The following is a 16,674-nucleotide window of genomic DNA, read 5'->3' on the forward strand; positions in this document are numbered from 1 at the left end:
ATGGCGGGTGTTACTTGCCGGCGCAGCGCCTTCCGGCGCGCCCTCATAACAAGAAATATCGCCCCATTGTCTCACTTTGTTAGGTCTCTGCCGAATTGCGACATGCATTTATGCCCCATGTACTGGGAAAACACGCCTTAAGATCGCCACCAGCATGCCCCATTTCTGCCCTTCGCCCGCCGCTTGAATGCGGCCGCGGCGCGATACGTGAGGAACTCCCGCGGTCGGNGCCAGGGTGCTGGCGAAGCTGTCTATGTCTATTGTGCGCTCTACCTTAAGTAAAACTTGAGACTTTGTGGGGGAGGACACGCGGAAAAACGCACAAACCCGCGCACCTCGGTGCGAGGTGCGCGGGCGAAGAGCGTGGAGATTTACCAGGCGTTCATGACGTCGAGAACGCGCTTGTGCGTCTTCACGAGCTGATCGCCGAAGTTGATCCAGTTGTGCTCACCGGTGGCCGGGTAATCCGCGGTGGGGTTAAGACCCATAGCACGGGCCTTCGCCTCCCACAGGCGGGTAGTCGCGAGGGAAAAGCCCTCCAGAGCAATACCGGCGGCCTGGATGTTGGCCGGGATGGACTTATCCTTGGGGCCCGGAACACCCGAGGCGGCCGAGATATAGACGTCCGTGTTGCGCAGACCATTGATCTGGTTGAACGGGTCATTCTCGAAGCGTTGCGGGTTGAGCGAAGAACCGTACATGGCGTTGATGTTGTAGCCGCCCGCATCGAGCAGGGCCATGCGCATGAAGGTGTGAGCGCCCGGCAGAGAGGTGGTGAGGTAGCCGGAGAAGCTCAGCGCCTGGCGGAACTGACCCGGGTGCTTGCCGGCCAGCGTGATGGCGGCGGTGCCGCCCATGGACAGACCCGCAATCGAGTTGTTGTTGCGTGCCACGCCGAAGTTGCGCTCGAGGTAGCCCGGCAGCTCGGAGGTGAGGAAGGTCTCCCACTGGTAGGTGACCGGGTTGATGACGTCATACGTGGCCGGACCCTGCCAGTCTTGGTAGAAGGATGCGGTGCCGCCCACCGGCATAACGAGCGTGATGTTATTCGGCTCGTAGAGACGTGCCGCGTTGACGTCGTTGACCCACGCGTTCGTCTTATCCGTCGCACGGAGGCCGTCGAGCAGGTAGAGGGCCGCGTTGCCGCCGCGCTTCGCCGGCTGAATCTGCACCGGAATAGTGCGGTTCATGGACGGGGACCACACGTCGCAGCGCTGGACCCACCAGCCCANAAGCCGCGCTCTATCACGGTCACCCACGCGAAAAATGCTCGCACCGAGCCGCAGCCGTAAATGGCTGGGGCTCGGTGTGATGGGCAGTAGCGTTACGTGCTTATGCCTCGACGAAATGCTTCTTCGCCACGCGGCGGGCGATCTTGCCGGACGAGGTGCGGTTGATCTCGCCAGCGCCAAAGAAGACGACCTGGTCCGGGGTGACGCCGTGGTTCTTCGTCACGGCACCGCGGATGACCTCGGTGGCCTCGGCATCGGCGGCATCGTCAGCCGTGACACCGTCGGGGCGCTCGACGAGGATGACGAGGGACTCGGTGTTGTCGCCCTCCACGGAGAAGGCAGCGACGGAGTCCGGACGGACACGCTCGGAGGCTTCCTGGACGGTGGCCTCGATGTCCTGCGGGTAGTGGTTGCGGCCCGCGATGACGATGAGGTCCTTGAGGCGGCCGGTGATGTAGAGCTCGCCATCGATGATGGTGGCGAGGTCGCCGGTGGCCATCCACTTGTCATCATCCGGGGCGCCGTCCACGCGGGAGCCCTCCGGCAGGCGGCCGGCGAGGGTGTTGCGGAAGGTGGCGTCAGACTCGCTGTCGCGCCCCAGGTAACCGGACGCCATATTGCGGCCGTGGAGCCAAATCTCAGCGATGACGCCGTCTTCGACCTCAGTGCGGGTCTCCGGATCGACGAGAGTGAGATACTGCGCGGGCACACCCTGACCGTTGGAGGCAAACGCCACGGTGGTCTCGGACTTATCAACGATAACGCCCTTGCCCTCAGCCAGGGCATCGCGGTCGAAGTGCGCGATGATCGGGCGGTTGGGGGTTTGCGGGGTCGCGACGATGAGCGAGGCCTCGGCCAGGCCGTAGGACGGACGCAGGACTTCGCGGCGCATCTTGTACTCGGGCTTACCGAAGGTCTCCCAGAAGGAGTTCACGGCAGACTCGGTGACCGGCTCGGAGCCGATGATAATGCCGTCGATGTTGGAGAAGTCGAGCTCCTCGCCCTCCTCCGGGGCACCGTAGCGTGCGGAGAGCTCGAGCGCGAAGTTCGGGACAACGGCGTAGGTACCCGCAAGGTTGTCATCGATCGGCTGGCGCTTGATCTGGTTGATCCAGCGCTTCGGGTGCTGAACAAAGTCGCGCGGGGTCATGATCTCGAAGTTGAAGCCGAGGATCGTAACGAAGACGGCGAGGATGATGCCCATGTCGTGGTGCATGGGCAGCCAAGAGACGACGCGCGGCGGCATCTTGATCTGCACGCTGGTGAAGATCTGCAGCACGTTCGTGAGGATGGAACGGTTGGTGAGCTGCACGCCCGCCGGGGTGCGGGTGGAACCGGAGGTGTACTGCAGGAAGGCCGGCATATCGATGGGGGCCACAGTGGAGTTGGCGGCAATGGCCTTGCCCTGCGGGGTCTCCGCGGGGTTGACGAAGCTCTCCGCCAGATTATCCGGCAGCGTATCGACGACAATGACGCGCGGGCGCTCCTTGGCGGGGAGATCTGCGAAGTGTTTGCGCACCGCGGCGGCGGAGACGTTATTGGTGAGCACGATCTTCGGGTTGGAGTCGCCGAAGACAGCATTGAGGTGTGAGGTGTGGCCCGGCTCGTTGGGGTCGTAGAGCGGCAGCGGGATCATGCCCGCGTACATCGCGCCGAGGAAGCCAAAGATGTACTCCGGGGAGTTGCCGGCGAGGACGGCGACACGGTCGCCAATACCGCCCACCTGCTGCAGGCGGGCCGCGACGGCCTTGACGCGAGTGTTGAATTCGCGGCGGGAGACCTCGCGCGGGGTACCCTCGCGGGATTCGCTGTAATCCCACTGACGCAGGATGGGGCGGTCCAGGTCCGCGCCGGCAGCCTGTTCTTGGGCGTAGAGTAATTCGGCCAGGCCCGGCAGGGTCAGCTGCGGCGGCAGGACGATCTGGCCGTTTTCGTCGAAGAACTTGGCAAACATCTTGGCAAGATCCATGGGGGTTCCTTTACTTTCGATGTAGTTTTGTTTTGACTGCAAAATATAGCACAGAGACGCGCGGCGTCAGCAACACCACGCGAGGATAGTTAAGCGCTGCGGTGCGCTTATGCGGCGTCGATGATGCCGCGCGCCCAGTCCACGACCCAGGCATTCGCCGTCGTGCCCGGAATGACGTTGGGGTTCGAGGCGTACATGGCGTGGACGCCGTTGGCAGCGATGAGGGCGGCCGCGCGGTCAATGCCGTTGCCAATATCGCGCGGGGCATCACACACCGAGTCATCCGGGGCACAGATTTGATACGTGCGGTCCGCGAGCGAACCGAAGCCGTTGGCGCGCTCGCCGCGCATGGTGGCGCCGGGGACGACGGCCTGGATAAGCGAATTGACCGGCAGGAGGGCGACCTCCGCGCCGATGCCGTCCACGGGGTTGCCCGGGTTAATGCCCACGCCGGGCATGCGGCGACCATCCGCGATGACGGCGACGCCGGCGACGTTTTCGGCTGGGATGGGGCCGTTGCCGCCGCCGATGCGGTCCGCGATGTCGCCCACGATGACGGCGCCCTGGGAGAAGCCGGAAAGGATGAACTGCGTGTTGGGGCACTCGCTGTGCATGTAGTTGAGCTCGCCCTCGAGCGTCGAGGTGCCTTCCTGACGGGATTCGTCATAGCTCATCTCGTGCTGCGCGTTGATGTTTTTAAACTGCGCGGTATACGGCAGGGTCCACACCTTGACGTGGTCCGGGGTATAAGCCTGCTGCAGCGGGTTCGTAATAGACAGCATGAACGACCGCGGGTTGGCCGTGGGCGAGAGCGGATTATCGTCCTTCGCGGATTCCCACGTGCCAGGGGCAGAGATGAACTCATAGGCCGGGCACCAGTCCGGTTGCTCGGGCGTGGTCGCGTCCTCGCCCTCGGGGTTGTCCGGGGCGGCAGGATCGAGCGCGTTATCCGTGCTCGTTCCCGTCTGACGCGAGTTGAAGTATTGGACCGCTCCCCCACCGATGACGAGTAGAACGATGACGACAGCGATGACTGTGACAACCTTTTTCATAGTCTTCTTAGAACTACTCCTTCAACGTTGGGGAAAGGTGCCAGCCCCATGCGGACTACATGGGAGCTGGCTGTGCCCCGTTTCTGTACTGCAGTGTTGTCACTGCAGCTAGATTAGCCAGGTGGATTAGCCACAGTAGGCCGCCATGGCGGTATTCGTAATGAGCGCCACGACCTGCTCGTGCGGCAGCTGCGTGCGGCCTTGCTCGATGAGCTGGCCGGCGACAGCGCCGATGGTGACGGAATCCTGGCCCTCGCAGGAGTTCTGGCCCACGCCGAGGAGCTGGTCTTCGACGCCCTCGGTGTTGATGCCAGACTGCGTGAGTGCCGCGAGGTAGTCCGCGTCGCGGTCCACGAGCGGTGCAGGCGCGGGAGCCTCGGAGATGGCGCGGGCGCCCTCGTCCTGGGCCGTGGCGACGGCCGCGGCCTCAGACTCCGGCTCGGAGGATGCGCTCGCTGAAGACTCAGACGCTGACGCCGCCCCTGATGCCGAGGCGGAAGCCTCGGCGGACTCGGAGGAGGGGGCATCGGAAAGCGCGGTGGTCTCCAGCGGGGCGATGGAGGTGGGGGTTTCCTGTTCCACCGTCGCGGAGCCGCATGCGGCCAGCAGGCCGGCGGCGGCGAGGACGGCAGCGGCGAGCGGGGCACGCATTAGTTCTTCTTCTCCTGGATAGCGCCGAAGACCTGGCTTATCTCGCCGTGCTGGAACTTCTGGATCTCACCGCCGGCTGGGATCTGCGCGTAGTCCTCGGTGGGCCAGCCATACACGCCCTGCTCGAAGCCATTGGCGCCCCAGGTGTTGAAGATGTCGCCGTACATGATGACGTGTGCACCAGTGGACGGGGACCAGTAGATGGAGCCGTGCTCGAACTCCTGGAAGGCACCGCCGTTGATAGCCTTCTCGTTACCCTTCGGGAAGCCGAGAGCGGACTCGGGGCCGTTCAGCTCCTTGTACTTCGCGCCGATGGCGCCGTGGACGACGGAGTTGGACTTGTCCGGGTTACGGGTGAGGACGCCGTTCTGGAAGTCCTGGGCATAACCCTCGCCGACCTGGCGCACAGCTGCGGTCGGGTACTTGAGGTCGCCCGTCTCGTAGCCGCCCGCGCCCCACGCGGTGAACATGTCGCCCGGGATGGCCCACGCGCCGGTCTCCGCGGTCCAGTAGATGGAGCCGTGCTCGAAGTGAACGAAGCGGCCCTTGCCGTCCGGAGTCTTCCGCTCGCCGGAGGTGGGGAAGCCCAGCCAGGAGGACGGGCCGCCGATTTCCGCGTAGCGGGCGTTAATGCGGCCGAACAGCGGCTGTGCGCCGGTGCCCGGGGACCAGTAGGCCGTGCCTCCGGTGAAGTCCTCGGCCTTGCCCTTGCCGTCCGCCACGTCGTACTCGTTGTTGACGCAGGTGCCGATGATGCCGCCCTTGGTGGCGGCAGCGATATCGCCCACCGGGGTACAGTCCGCGCCGCGGTCTTCCTTGGACAGACCCAGGGCGTCCGCGACGTACGGGAAGGCCTGCTCCATCTCGAACTGCCAGTATTCCCAGTTGTGGATGCCGGACGGGCGGAACTTGGTGGTGACCGGAACGCCAGCCTTCTTCGCGTAGTCCACGAAGGTCTGGGTGGACATGCGCGAGAGCACCTCGAGGCCGACGCCCGCCATATTGGCCGGCCCCTTGGCCACGGAGCCCGGGGTGCCGAAGTCGTCCTTGCCGGAGCCAGCAGAGACGTAGACGGTCATGTCCTTGAGAGCCTCGATGCCCAGCTTCGGGTCGTGGTCGACCCAGTCCTGAGAGTAGTGCGGGCCCCACATGTTGGTGGAGGTGTATCCGCCCGCATCCATCTGCGCGACCTGGATAGCCTCCGGCATGCCCTGCGTGGTGGTGTCCAGGTAGCCGGAGAAAGAACCGACGAACTTGAAGAGGTCTGGGCGACGCTCGGCCAGGTTCATGGCGGCGGTGCCGCCCATGGAGATGCCGATGACGCCGCGCTGCTCATTGGAGCGGAACTTGTTCTTGAGGATCGGCGTGAGTTCCTGGGTGAGGAAGGTCTCCCACATGTAGTGCTTGCCGTTGTCCGGCTTCTGCCAGTCCGAGTAGAAGGAGGACTCGCCGCCGATGGGCATGACAACGTTGACGTTCTTGTCCGCGTAGAAGGACTCGATGTTGGTCTCGATGGTCCAGCCGGACTCATCGTCGCGCGCACGCAGGCCATCGAGCGCCCAGACCTCCGGGAAGGTCTTATCCGGCTGGGAGTACCAATCGCGCGCGAGCAGGATCTGCACACCCACTTCCTGCTCCGGCATGGCGGCGGACTTCACCCACACCTTAACGTGGCGCGGGGAAAGATACTCGATGCGGTTGACGGACACGCCTTCCGGCAGACCCTCAATCTTCGGATGATCCTCCGTAGAAATCGGAGTGCGCTGCGGCGGGTTGGACGGCGCGAAGGCATCCGAGAGGCTCGAGCCGTTGCTGGAGAGACCATTCGGCAGCGACGACTGTGCGTTGGCGCCCGGCAGCAGGGCCACGCCCACGGCGATGGCGGTGGGCAGAGCGGCGGCAGCGATGCCGCGACGGAGTGCGCGCGGCGTCTGGGCGGTGCGAGAGGGGAAGCGAGATGGTGTGCGCATGAAAGTCCTTTAAAAAATCTCTGAAGTGGCGGCGAGGTCACGAGTATTCCCCACCACGCCCGGTACGAGGCGTGGAGAGGAGGCACCGCGGCGAGCCACATTCCGAAGGTTCCCCTCCTCCGGACTGGCAGCNTCATGGACGGGGACCACACGTCGCAGCGCTGGACCCACCAGCCCACGGGATCCCACGTACATGTACCGGTTGCGTCCGCACGCAGGAAGTCGCGCGGGGCAGCTGAGGCGCGCGGGGCGGCGACGGCGGCGAGGCCGCAGGCGACCACGATGGCCACGAGGACCGCGAGGACGCGCTGAGACACCGTCTGTACCTTGGTCAAGGACAAGGTGAACATGTCTCTCCTTTAAGATTGAAAGAATTCTGATTTCGTCACAAATCTATAACGAAGGTTCTGCAGTAGCTTAGCGGACGAGCGCGAAAAAGTCGCTCCCGCCGGGTGTTGTCCGTTAGCTTCCCAGGTAATCGTCTGGGTTCGAGGACAACTGCAGCGTGCGCCCGTCAGTGAGCGCCCACTTAATATTCGCCATGAAACGGTCAAACGTTAGCGGATCGCGGTAGGTCGCAAAGAGCTTCTGGAAATCTTCGGTCTGCAAAGCCTTGCGTGCCTTGCGCACCTCGTCCTTGTTTATCCAGCTTGGCAGCTCGTCGATATCCACTGCGGAATCCGCCGCCTGCCACTCGCGCGAGAGCAGCTTGTCATGTCCAATGCGCCCCTCCGGCAGGCGCGGCTGACGCGCCGCGAGCGGCGTGGCCAGGCCAATATTGTCGAGCACACGCACGTTCAACGGGCTGCGCGCCGAGGACATACCCATGTTCACTAGATAGAGCGTGGGCGGTTCCGTGCGCCCGGTCTCGCGTTCCACCGGCAGCCAGCTGTAGGTCTCCGGGTCCTCGTTCTCGAGGTAGCGCATGGCCAGTGCATCCCCGTCCTCGAGGCCCTTGATGCCCTTGTCGAAGCCGCCCAGCAGCTTATTGTCCGCGTAGTCTGCAATCCCCTTCGGGGCGTCGCCGCGCTCCAGCCTGTTCGCGTACGTCCAGAACTCGCGCTCGTCGACGATGGAAATCTCCCCATCTTCGAAGTATGCCCAATCCACCGGGTGTCCGCGCAGGACCACCGTGAACGCCCAGATACCCAGCACCGCCGCGCTTGCCGATGCCCCCACCGCTTTCAGCGGCACGACGAAGACCGGCAACAGCGCCGCGAAGAGAGGCAGCAAGAGCATGCGGCCATGCATAAAGTCGCCGCCCACGCGCAGCACATAGAGCGTATGTAAGGCAGCGCAACCGACCATGATGGCGACGGCCGCCACGCGCCGCCCGCGCAGCACACCCCCGCGGTACGCGAAGTACCCGACGATGAGCGCCACGAGGACCGGCAGCCACAGCCAGTACGGCCCCACAAAATCCATGAGGTAGGCCCAGCCCTGGCCCCAAGCCGAGTCAGCCGCGGACTTCGCCACCGCGGTATGCGGGGTAAGCAGGCCGTAGTAGCCCATGCGGAAGAGCTCGTACGCCGCCGGCACCGGCAGCGCCGCGCCGAGGATGCCCAGCCACGCGCGCCAGTGACGGTGCGTGGCGAGCAGGACGATGCCCGTGATACCGCCGTAGAGCGCCAACTCCGGGCGCACGAGCCAGGACAGCCCCGCCCAGAAGGCGAGCACGTAGACGAGCGCATTCCTCTCCCCGCGAGCCCATTCAATGAGCAGCCACCACAAGAAAGCGAGATAGAAGATGGCCAGGCCCCACTCGAGGCCCGAGGTAAAGAAGTCGCGCGCCGGCGGCAGCGCCAGATACACCAGCGCACCCGCCGGAACGACGGCGCGGCCCGCGAACACGCGCGAGGTCGCCCACACGGCCGCCGTCATCGCCGCAACGGACAACAGCAGCGCCAGCCACATCACGATGTGTTCGAGGTCGCCACGCGTGATGCGTTGGACCGCATAGATAAGGTATTGCCACAGCGTGGAGGTATTCGCCTCGACGCGCTCTCCCGCGTTAAAGACGGGTCCGTTACCTGCGATGAGGTTGCGCACCGTGCGCAGCACGATGAGGCCATCGTCCGCGATCCAGCGGCGGGTCCACGCACCCCAGAATGAAAAAATACCGATAACAACGACGGAGCCCCACACCGTCCATCGGACGATCAGGTTCTCCCGCGAGGTATCGGTATTCGGCACGAGTAGAAAATCTACCAGCAGTTTAGAAGAAAGCCGGAATCACATACGTGGCAATTGCGATGCATGCGAGCCACAGTAGCGCCAGAATCTGCAGCGCACGGTCCTGGAGCGCAATCTCATCCGGCGCGCCGCCGTTGCCGCGGTCGACGTCTGCGGCGTAGCGCAGGATGGCGATGGTGAACGGCACCATGGAGACCTGGTACCACACTGCGGCCGCGCCATCGACGGAGTTGGACAGCGTAAAGCCCCACAGCGTGTAACTCATGACCACGGCCGTGGCCGCGAGCGTCCACACGAAGCGCAGGTACGTCGGGGTGTAGCCCTCGAGGGACTTGCGGATCTTCGCGCCTGTGCGCTCCGCGAGCAGGATCTCCGAGTAGCGCTTGCCCGAGGCCATAAACAGCGAACCAAATGCCGCGACGAGCAGGAACCACTGGGAGAGGACAATCCCCGCGGCCACGCCGCCAGCCATGGTGCGCAGCATGAAGCCCGAAGACACGAGCGCGATGTCGATCACCGGCATGTGCTTCCAGCCGAAGCAGTAGCCCAACTGCAGCGCGATGTAGACCGCCATGACGATGGCGAGCTCGACCCCCGCCGTCGCGAGGAAGGACAGGCCCACCGAGGCAATGATGAGCACGACGGCCATCGCGTACGCGAGTCCCACCGGCAGCACGCCCGCCGCGATGGGACGGAAGCGCTTGGTGGGGTGTGCGCGGTCCGCGTCCACGTCGCGCGCGTCGTTGATGAGGTAGATGGCCGAGGCCGCGCAGCAGAAAACCACGAACGCCAGCGCCACATCGATGAGCACTCTCGAGTGGAAGAGCGCGTCCGCGCCGGCTGCGGCGGGCGCGGCCAGCACGAGGACGTTCTTCACCCACTGCTTGGGGCGCAGGGCCTTGACCATGCCATCGGCTAGGTTCTTCGGCGGTTGGCGCTTGCGGCCGGTATCGACGCCAGCGGTGTGCGGCTCAGAGTGGAACACACTCTGGGTGCCATCGTCCTTGGGGCTCATGCAGTCTTCTCCTCGCGGGCGGAATCAAGTTCAAAGAGGGCGCAGGTCGTGGCCGCGCCCAGGGCGGCGCCCAGCGCCGTGTCCGACGGGTAGTGTACGCCCAGCACCATGCGCGAGCACATCATGACGGGAATACCCAGCAAGAATGCCGGGTTTCCCGTGACGCGCGTCGCACCAACAAGGAACGCCGTCGTCGACGTCGAGTGCGAGGACGGGAAGGACAGCTTAGAAGGCGTGCCCACGCCCACCCGCACGTACGGGTAGTCCGGACGCTTGCGTCGCACGATGCGCTTGATGATCACCGAGGCCGCATGCGCCGAAAAGGCACTCACGCCCACGCGCGCCCAATCACGCACGCGATCGCTATCCCCGCGTCGGTACGCAAGCCCCGCGAGCACCGCCGAGGTGCCCATCCAGCCGAGCGCATGCTCGCCAAAGTGGCTCAAACCCCGCGCGGTGGGCAGCACGCCCGGCTTATCAAACGCGACCTCCTGGATCTTTTCCAGGATGTGGGATTCCGCGACGGAAAGCTTCCCCGGAGGATTACTGCGCATCGAAGACCTCCCGCCACGAGTCGCGCGAGGTAAGCTCCGGCAGCGCCGCACGGTACTGCGCCTTCAAGCCGTCGAAGTTCTCCTCAATCTCGCCCAACAACTCACGAGTCTGCTTGACCAAGTCACGCGCCAGATCACGGTCGCGCTTGCGGAACGCCACGCCCGTGCCGCCCGCCGTGGAGACCGTCGCCGAATCCACGCGTGCCAGCGTGAACCAGCGCGCCTCCTCCGGCGTGAGGTTGAGCTGCGGCGCGGTGTGATGCGCCGGGTCTTCCTTCTTGAGCAGATGCAGCGCCGCCTTGGCGGCCCACGGCAGCTTCTTCACCTTGCCCAGGCGTCCGCCCACGTTCTTGCGCGGCACACCCGGCGCGCCCGTCGGCGCCGGCAGGTCCGAGGCGGACGGGAGGATGACGGCGTCCGAGTAGTTCTGGCGAATCTTCGCAATGCGCGGCAGCGAGGTCTCCAGGATGTCGAAGAGCTGATCCGGCCCGGCCAGGAAGTCCTTCATGGCCTCGAGCTGGATGGCCATGGTCGAGTACTCCATGCACATCGTGTGCTTGAGCGTCGACTTGAAGATGGACTTGGTAATGCCCTTGACGTCACCCTCGTGGTAGAGCGCCGCCACGATAAGGCGGTTGCGCAGGTGGAAGTACGCCTGCCAGTCGATGGCGTCGTCCTTATCCGCCCACGCCATGTGCCAGATCGCGGCACCCGGCCACGTCACCGTGGGGAAGCCATTCGCCGCGGCACGCAGCGAGTACTCCGTGTCATCCCACTTGATAAAGAGCGGAAGGGGCTGGCCAATGGTCTCCGCGATGACGCGCGGGAACAGGCACATCCACCAGCCGTTGTACTCGACGTCCACGCGGCGGTGCAGCGCGCGCGAGTCGTACTTCTTCGGGTCCAGATGCGACTGCGCGTCACCAATCGCGCGCAGCGGGTACTTCGCGAAGTCGTGGTCGTACACAGCGTGCTCCGCCGCACCCCACATGAAGTCCGCGCGGTTGACGCGCTCACCCGTGGTGCGCAGCTGGCTGCGCTCCTGCAGGTTGAGCATCTCGCCGCCCACCACGAACGGACGTGCCGCAAAGCGCGCGACCTGCAGTGCGCGGTACACAGAGTCCGGCTCGATCGCGATGTCATCATCCATGTAGAGGATGTACGGCGCGTCCGTGTTCTCAATGGCCTCGAACATAATGCGCGAGTAGCCACCCGAGCCGCCCAGGTTGCCCTGGCGGAACTCGCGGAAGCGCTCGCCAAAGTGCGCCACGGCCTCGGCGTATCCCGGCTCGTCCGCCGGGTGCTGGTTGCCTTGGTCCGGCATGAGCACGTACTCGATGACGTCATCCACGAACGGGTCCGAACGCAGCGCATCGAGCGCCGCCACGGCATCGGTCGGGCGGTTGAACGTCGGGATACCCACCGCGACCTTGCGCGGTTGGACCGGGTACTCCGTGCCATCCGGCAGCGTCTGCGGCTTGGGCGCGTGCGGCGCGCACCAGGCGGCATTCCGTAAAGTCGTGTCGGCGCTAGCCGACACGTCGAACCACAACAGGCCGCCGTCCTCGAAGTTGCGCAGCGGCAACTCGAACTCGTGGTGACCAGTCTCCACGTCATGGTGCGCGATGGAGATACGCTGGCCGTCTTCCTTCGAACGGTAGAAGGACAGCGTGGCCGAGCCCTCTACCTCGACGGAGAGGACCACGGATTCCAGCTGCGACCAGCGGCGCCAGTACGCGGCCGGGAATGCATTGAAGTAGGTCTCGAAGGAGACCTCGGCGCCGGCAGGCACCGTCACGGTCGTGCGGTTCGACCAGCGCGGGCGGTTGTTATTCTGCTTCGCCTCGAGCAGGTAGAGCATGCGCACATCGTTCGGCTCGCCGCGCTTGGGCAGCAAGATGCGCGCGAGCGGTTCTTTGGCCTGGGTGCCGGTGGCTTCAGTGGCCGAGGAAGTAGACACAGTTCTCCTTGATGTAGGGACGTCTTCTGCCGAACTAGCCTAATTGTTTTCAGCGCGGTTGCCGCGTTGCCACGACCAAGCAGGCCATGCCTATACAAAAAAGGACAGCACCGAGACGACTGTGTCTCAGCGCTGTCTTCGAAGATCCTCTAGCCGAACTAGAAGTCTTGGGAAAGCAGTTACAGTACTTGTCTGCAACTTTCTCCGTGAGTATGGCAGGAACGGAAGGTTGTGTAAACCTGCAGTAGAACTCGTCTACGAACGAGTGCACCGGCTTGTTCAGCTACGGAATCGCGCCGCACACGTAGACAACCTTCTCGACTCCAACCCGCATGCGCGACTGCACGATGCAACAGAAATAGTTCGTTACATAGATCCAGGCCTCCGTAGCTGGCTCACGATTCTTCAGCTTTAGCGCGAAACAAAAGCCCTAGCTAACGTATGCATTGTCTTCACGGCATGACACCTGAACCGGTATCTCACAAGTGTGCCTCTAGCGGACATGGTGACGCATTGTAAGGCGCGTCCTGGCTGCTCTCGCACAAATCCTGCTGCCACGCCCAGACGCACATACACTTAAATCATGCGTATCCTCCCCACCCTCGCCGCCGCGTCCTTGCTCTTCCTTGGCCCTGCCGCTCCCGCCTTCGCGGTGGAGCCCTCCACCGTCACGGTGGATGACCAAGCAGACCTTCTCACTTCTGAGGAAGAATCCCAGCTCAAGGAGGACGCCAGCAACGTCACCCTACCCGAGAGCGTCACCGCTATCGACTTCGTCACGTTTGAAAGCAACGACGACAATCTCAATGACACCGTGCGCTTCTATACCGGCGACCACGGGCTCCATGACGCTTCGGGCGAGAAATACGCCGACGGTCACCTCATCGTCGCCGTGGGCATGGACCCGCGTCGCATGGGTGTCTACGCCGGCGAGGACGTCGCAGGCGACCTCAACCTCCGCGACGAGAAGCGTCTCGAGGCAATTACCGACGAAATGCGCGGGCTCCTCGCGGACGAGAAGTACAAGGACGGCATGCTCCGTGGCGTGCAGGCCGCTGCCGATACCAATCTCACCGCCAAGGACTCCAACGACGGCCTCGTGGGCGGCATTATCGGCGGCACCTTCGGCGTCCTCGGCCTCGGTGCTGCGGGTACCGCAATAGCGGCCACCCGCAAGAAGAAGGCCAAGAAAGCCCGCGAGGACTGGGACTATATCCTGGCCCACCACGGCGACATCGCGCAGCGCCTCGACCAGATCAATGTCCGCGCCCATTCGCTCAGCTCTCCCCTGGCGAATGACACGCTGCGCGCCCAGTGGGAGGACGTGCGCCGCGAGTTCCTCGCCGCCCACGCGTCCATGCCGACTGCCCCCGCCGACGACAAGGAGTTCCGTGCCAAGGCAAGCGAGCTTGCCGATGCCCGCTCTGCCGTCGAAGCCGCGGTGAACGCCGAGGCCAATATCGAGGAACTCGCCCGCATGGAGCACGGCAACACCGAAGTCCGCCGTCGTGAGCTCACGGATCTCCATGAGGACGTCCTCGCCGCCACCACCAAGGCGGAGGGTGATCTCAAGGGCAAGCTCGAGGTGCTCGACGCCCGCGTCCTGGAGCTGCGGAAATACATCGATGCCCCCGATTTCATGGACACCTACGCCGGCATCCTCGGCGATTACAAGGTCCTCATCGACGCACTCCAAGACCAGCTCTACGCCGCCTCCAACATCGAGCGCGAGGACCACAGCGCCGCCACGCTTGCCGATGCCGCCTGGCGCCCCGGCGTCGGCTCCTACTATGTCCCTTATGTCGTCATCAACGACTGGCACCAGTCGGACGTCGCCGCCCACGCTCAGGCAAGTTCGGATTCTGGCGGCGTCTCCACGGGCTACTCCTCCGGCGGATTCTCCGGCTCGGGCGGATCCAGCTCGTTCTAAGAAGGACTTACATGACTAATTTGTTTATCGTTCGCCACGGCGAAACCGCCTGGTCGCGCACTGGCCAGCACACCTCGACCACGGATCTGCCGCTCACCGAGAAGGGCCGCGAGCAGGCGAAGGCGCTCGCGGGTGTCCTCGACCCTGACCAATTCGACACGGTTTACTGCTCCCCGCGCCTGCGCGCACAGGAAACCGCCCAGCTCGCCGGATTCTCGGACTATCAGGTCACCGAGGACCTCGCCGAGTGGAACTATGGCCAGTACGAGGGAAAGACCCGCCAGGACATCATCGCCACCATTCCCGACTGGCAGATCTGGACCCACGGTGCGCCCGGCGGCGAAACCCCAGAGCAGGTCGCCGCACGGCTCACGCGTTTCTACAACCGCATGATCGATACCGGCGACGAGCGCATTCTCGTCTTCGCCCACGGCCACGCCCTGCGCGTGCTCGCAATGACGTGGTTGGGCATGCCTCTGAGCTTCGGCTCGCAACTCCCCCTCGATACCGCGACCGTCTCGCTCCTCGGCCACTACCGCGGCCGCCGCGCACTCAAGAAGTGGAACAGCCGCGTGGGCAGTCTTTAGGCCGACACCTGCGGCACCAGCGTGCCGTCTTCTCGTTCTTCGACGCCGTCTCCACGAATGAGTCCGCCGCGGAACTCATGGACCATGAGGCCCTGGCGGAGATCGCTCGCCAGCTCGTGGCCACGCTGCGTGACTACAAGTACCCGCCGGACAAGGCACCGGAGGCCATCAAGCTTGTTATTGAGCAGATGGAGAAATTCGCGCCGAGGTATTCGGCACAGGCACGCGAACATGATGAATTCTAAATGGTGACCGCTTCGGTTGCGTCCGCTGTTGACGTGACGACATCCACGATACGAGATTGCATGTCAAAGCACATCGATGCCCGGCATTGAGTCCTCTCCTTGTACCGCGTATCATGGCAAGTGACATGAAAGCGCGCCGCCGGATTGTCACCAACAGCAGGAAAGCCCCGGCTTTTTAGGGCACCGAGGCTTCCCCGGTGAGACTAGCTAGCCAGCCACTGATCGATTGCGACGATCAGGTAATTGGCTGCCAGCGTCCCGAGGGTCTGGGTTGCGATTGCACCAACAATCGCGATCCAGACCTTCTTCTTATTATTGCCGCCACGCGGGGGCTCCAAGTCAGAAGAGGACATCCATCTCACCTCCCTTCATCAGGTAGGCGGAACCCGATCCCTCCGACAGAAACTGCCTGGACAATCGGCCCCCGACCCCCCTATATGGCGGTGGAGACCGCTCGGGAAACCCGAACCAACAGCACCGTCAAAAGGGAAGCACTTACGCGCTCGCCGACCACATTACCGGAGCACAATAGTCCACGAGATGTAATTCAGAACGGCCTCGGTTCGACCCCGAAAGCAGGGAGACTTTCTGCCCCAAGAACGCACAACCCGTGGCCGCGTTTGTGCGGTCACGGGTTGTAATGCAGCTACAAGGCGCAATTTAGACGTTGACGGGCGCGTCCTCAGAAATCGGCTCGATGCCGAGCTTGCCCAGCATGTAGAGCACGCGGGCCTCGAGGTCGTCCGCGAGCTCGCGGGTTTCCTCGACGGTGGTGGCGGGCTCGATGTCCCAGATCTTGATGTCCTTGCCAGCCTCGTCGCGCTCAAGGTCGCGGCCAAGGTAGACGATGTAATCCGGCATGGCGACGGTGCGTACCTCATCGAGGTAGCGGGCCGGGTCCTCGCCCAAGCCACGCTCGCCGAGGACGTGCGCCATGTGGGAATCCGAGAGGTTCTCTGGGTGCGTGACAGCAGCATCGACATACAGCGCATCGCCCGCGCGCTTCTTGGTGAGCGCGACAGCAGCGGCAGCCAGTGAAGGATCCACACCAGACGCGAAACGAACGTGCACGCGGTGCTGGCCAAAGTATTCGGAGATCTCGCGCTCGACCATGACCGGAACAAACTCGTCGAGCGTCGCGCGCTTGAGGTGGCGAGCGATAACCTCATCCAGCTTCGAGTCAATCTCTTCTGCGGAGAAGCTATGGCCGTAGGACTCGTGAAGGTCCTTGCGCAGGGTATCGAGGGCATTCTGGATGTTGAGCATGATTATTCACCCACTCACTTTCTTATCTCGTTAACCTACTGTTAACTTTA

At 63.8% G+C, this 16,674-nt stretch carries 14 protein-coding genes; 3 read left to right on the forward strand and 11 right to left on the reverse strand.

Annotation, left to right across the window (positions count from 1 at the left end):
* Positions 1-371: 371 nt before the first annotated feature.
* The 9 genes from BN9444_RS01265 to BN9444_RS01305 form a co-directional block, all read right to left on the reverse strand.
* Positions 372-1,349, reverse strand: coding sequence for an alpha/beta hydrolase (locus BN9444_RS01265; protein ID WP_420888709.1), 978 nt, complete (start codon positions 1,347-1,349; stop codon positions 372-374).
* Complete coding sequence (locus BN9444_RS01270; RefSeq protein WP_068801296.1) at positions 1,333-3,201, reverse strand: FadD32-like long-chain-fatty-acid--AMP ligase; 1,869 nt, start codon at positions 3,199-3,201, stop codon at positions 1,333-1,335. Before BN9444_RS01270 ends, BN9444_RS01265 begins: the two co-directional genes overlap by 17 nt.
* A 107-nt stretch (positions 3,202-3,308) precedes the next feature.
* A complete protein-coding gene (locus BN9444_RS01275) occupies positions 3,309-4,253 on the reverse strand; it encodes a cutinase family protein (RefSeq protein ID WP_066493556.1) in 945 nt (314 codons plus the stop codon).
* Positions 4,254-4,379: 126 nt separating this feature from the next.
* The gene (locus BN9444_RS01280; protein ID WP_066493552.1) at positions 4,380-4,904 is read right to left on the reverse strand and encodes a DUF732 domain-containing protein; all 525 of its coding nucleotides are present in this window, start codon (positions 4,902-4,904) and stop codon (positions 4,380-4,382) included.
* The gene (locus tag BN9444_RS01285) at positions 4,904-6,874 is read right to left on the reverse strand and encodes an alpha/beta hydrolase-fold protein (RefSeq protein WP_066493551.1); all 1,971 of its coding nucleotides are present in this window, start codon (positions 6,872-6,874) and stop codon (positions 4,904-4,906) included. Before BN9444_RS01285 ends, BN9444_RS01280 begins: the two co-directional genes overlap by 1 nt.
* Positions 6,875-7,336: 462 nt before the next feature.
* Positions 7,337-9,067 (reverse strand): arabinofuranosyltransferase AftB family protein, encoded by a 1,731-nt coding sequence (locus tag BN9444_RS01290; protein WP_231732351.1) that lies wholly within the window; start codon positions 9,065-9,067, stop codon positions 7,337-7,339.
* Between the two features lie 22 nt (positions 9,068-9,089).
* Entirely contained in the window at positions 9,090-10,082 is a 993-nt protein-coding gene (locus BN9444_RS01295; RefSeq protein WP_066493548.1) for a decaprenyl-phosphate phosphoribosyltransferase, read from the reverse strand.
* Positions 10,079-10,636, reverse strand: a complete 558-nt coding sequence (locus tag BN9444_RS01300) for a phosphatase PAP2 family protein (RefSeq protein WP_066493546.1) — start codon at positions 10,634-10,636, stop codon at positions 10,079-10,081. The genes BN9444_RS01295 and BN9444_RS01300 overlap by 4 nt, the downstream gene beginning before the upstream one ends.
* Positions 10,626-12,596 (reverse strand): glycosyltransferase, encoded by a 1,971-nt coding sequence (locus BN9444_RS01305; protein ID WP_068801297.1) that lies wholly within the window; start codon positions 12,594-12,596, stop codon positions 10,626-10,628. The genes BN9444_RS01300 and BN9444_RS01305 overlap by 11 nt, the downstream gene beginning before the upstream one ends.
* Before the next feature lie 583 nt (positions 12,597-13,179).
* Between BN9444_RS01305 and BN9444_RS01310 the strand changes: the two genes are divergently transcribed.
* Genes BN9444_RS01310 through BN9444_RS01320 form a run of 3 tightly spaced genes read left to right on the forward strand, consistent with a single transcriptional unit; the run spans position 13,180 to position 15,358 of the window.
* Positions 13,180-14,526, forward strand: a complete 1,347-nt coding sequence (locus BN9444_RS01310; RefSeq protein WP_066493538.1) for a DUF5129 domain-containing protein — start codon at positions 13,180-13,182, stop codon at positions 14,524-14,526.
* Positions 14,527-14,537: 11 nt separating this feature from the next.
* Positions 14,538-15,113, forward strand: a complete 576-nt coding sequence (locus BN9444_RS01315; protein WP_066493535.1) for a histidine phosphatase family protein — start codon at positions 14,538-14,540, stop codon at positions 15,111-15,113.
* A complete protein-coding gene (locus tag BN9444_RS01320) occupies positions 15,086-15,358 on the forward strand; it encodes a type I restriction enzyme endonuclease domain-containing protein (RefSeq protein ID WP_066493533.1) in 273 nt (90 codons plus the stop codon). Before BN9444_RS01315 ends, BN9444_RS01320 begins: the two co-directional genes overlap by 28 nt.
* A 203-nt stretch (positions 15,359-15,561) precedes the next feature.
* Here the strand turns inward: BN9444_RS01320 and BN9444_RS14440 are convergent, their stop codons facing one another.
* The gene (locus BN9444_RS14440; RefSeq protein WP_154666878.1) at positions 15,562-15,711 is read right to left on the reverse strand and encodes a hypothetical protein; all 150 of its coding nucleotides are present in this window, start codon (positions 15,709-15,711) and stop codon (positions 15,562-15,564) included.
* A gap of 307 nt (positions 15,712-16,018) precedes the next feature.
* On the reverse strand, positions 16,019-16,624 hold the full coding sequence (locus BN9444_RS01325) for a three-helix bundle dimerization domain-containing protein (protein ID WP_066493531.1): 606 nt from the start codon (positions 16,622-16,624) through the stop codon (positions 16,019-16,021).
* Between the last annotated feature and the right edge of the window lie 50 nt (positions 16,625-16,674).

Source organism: Corynebacterium phoceense (genome assembly GCF_900092335.1).
Lineage (GTDB): Bacteria > Actinomycetota > Actinomycetes > Mycobacteriales > Mycobacteriaceae > Corynebacterium > Corynebacterium phoceense.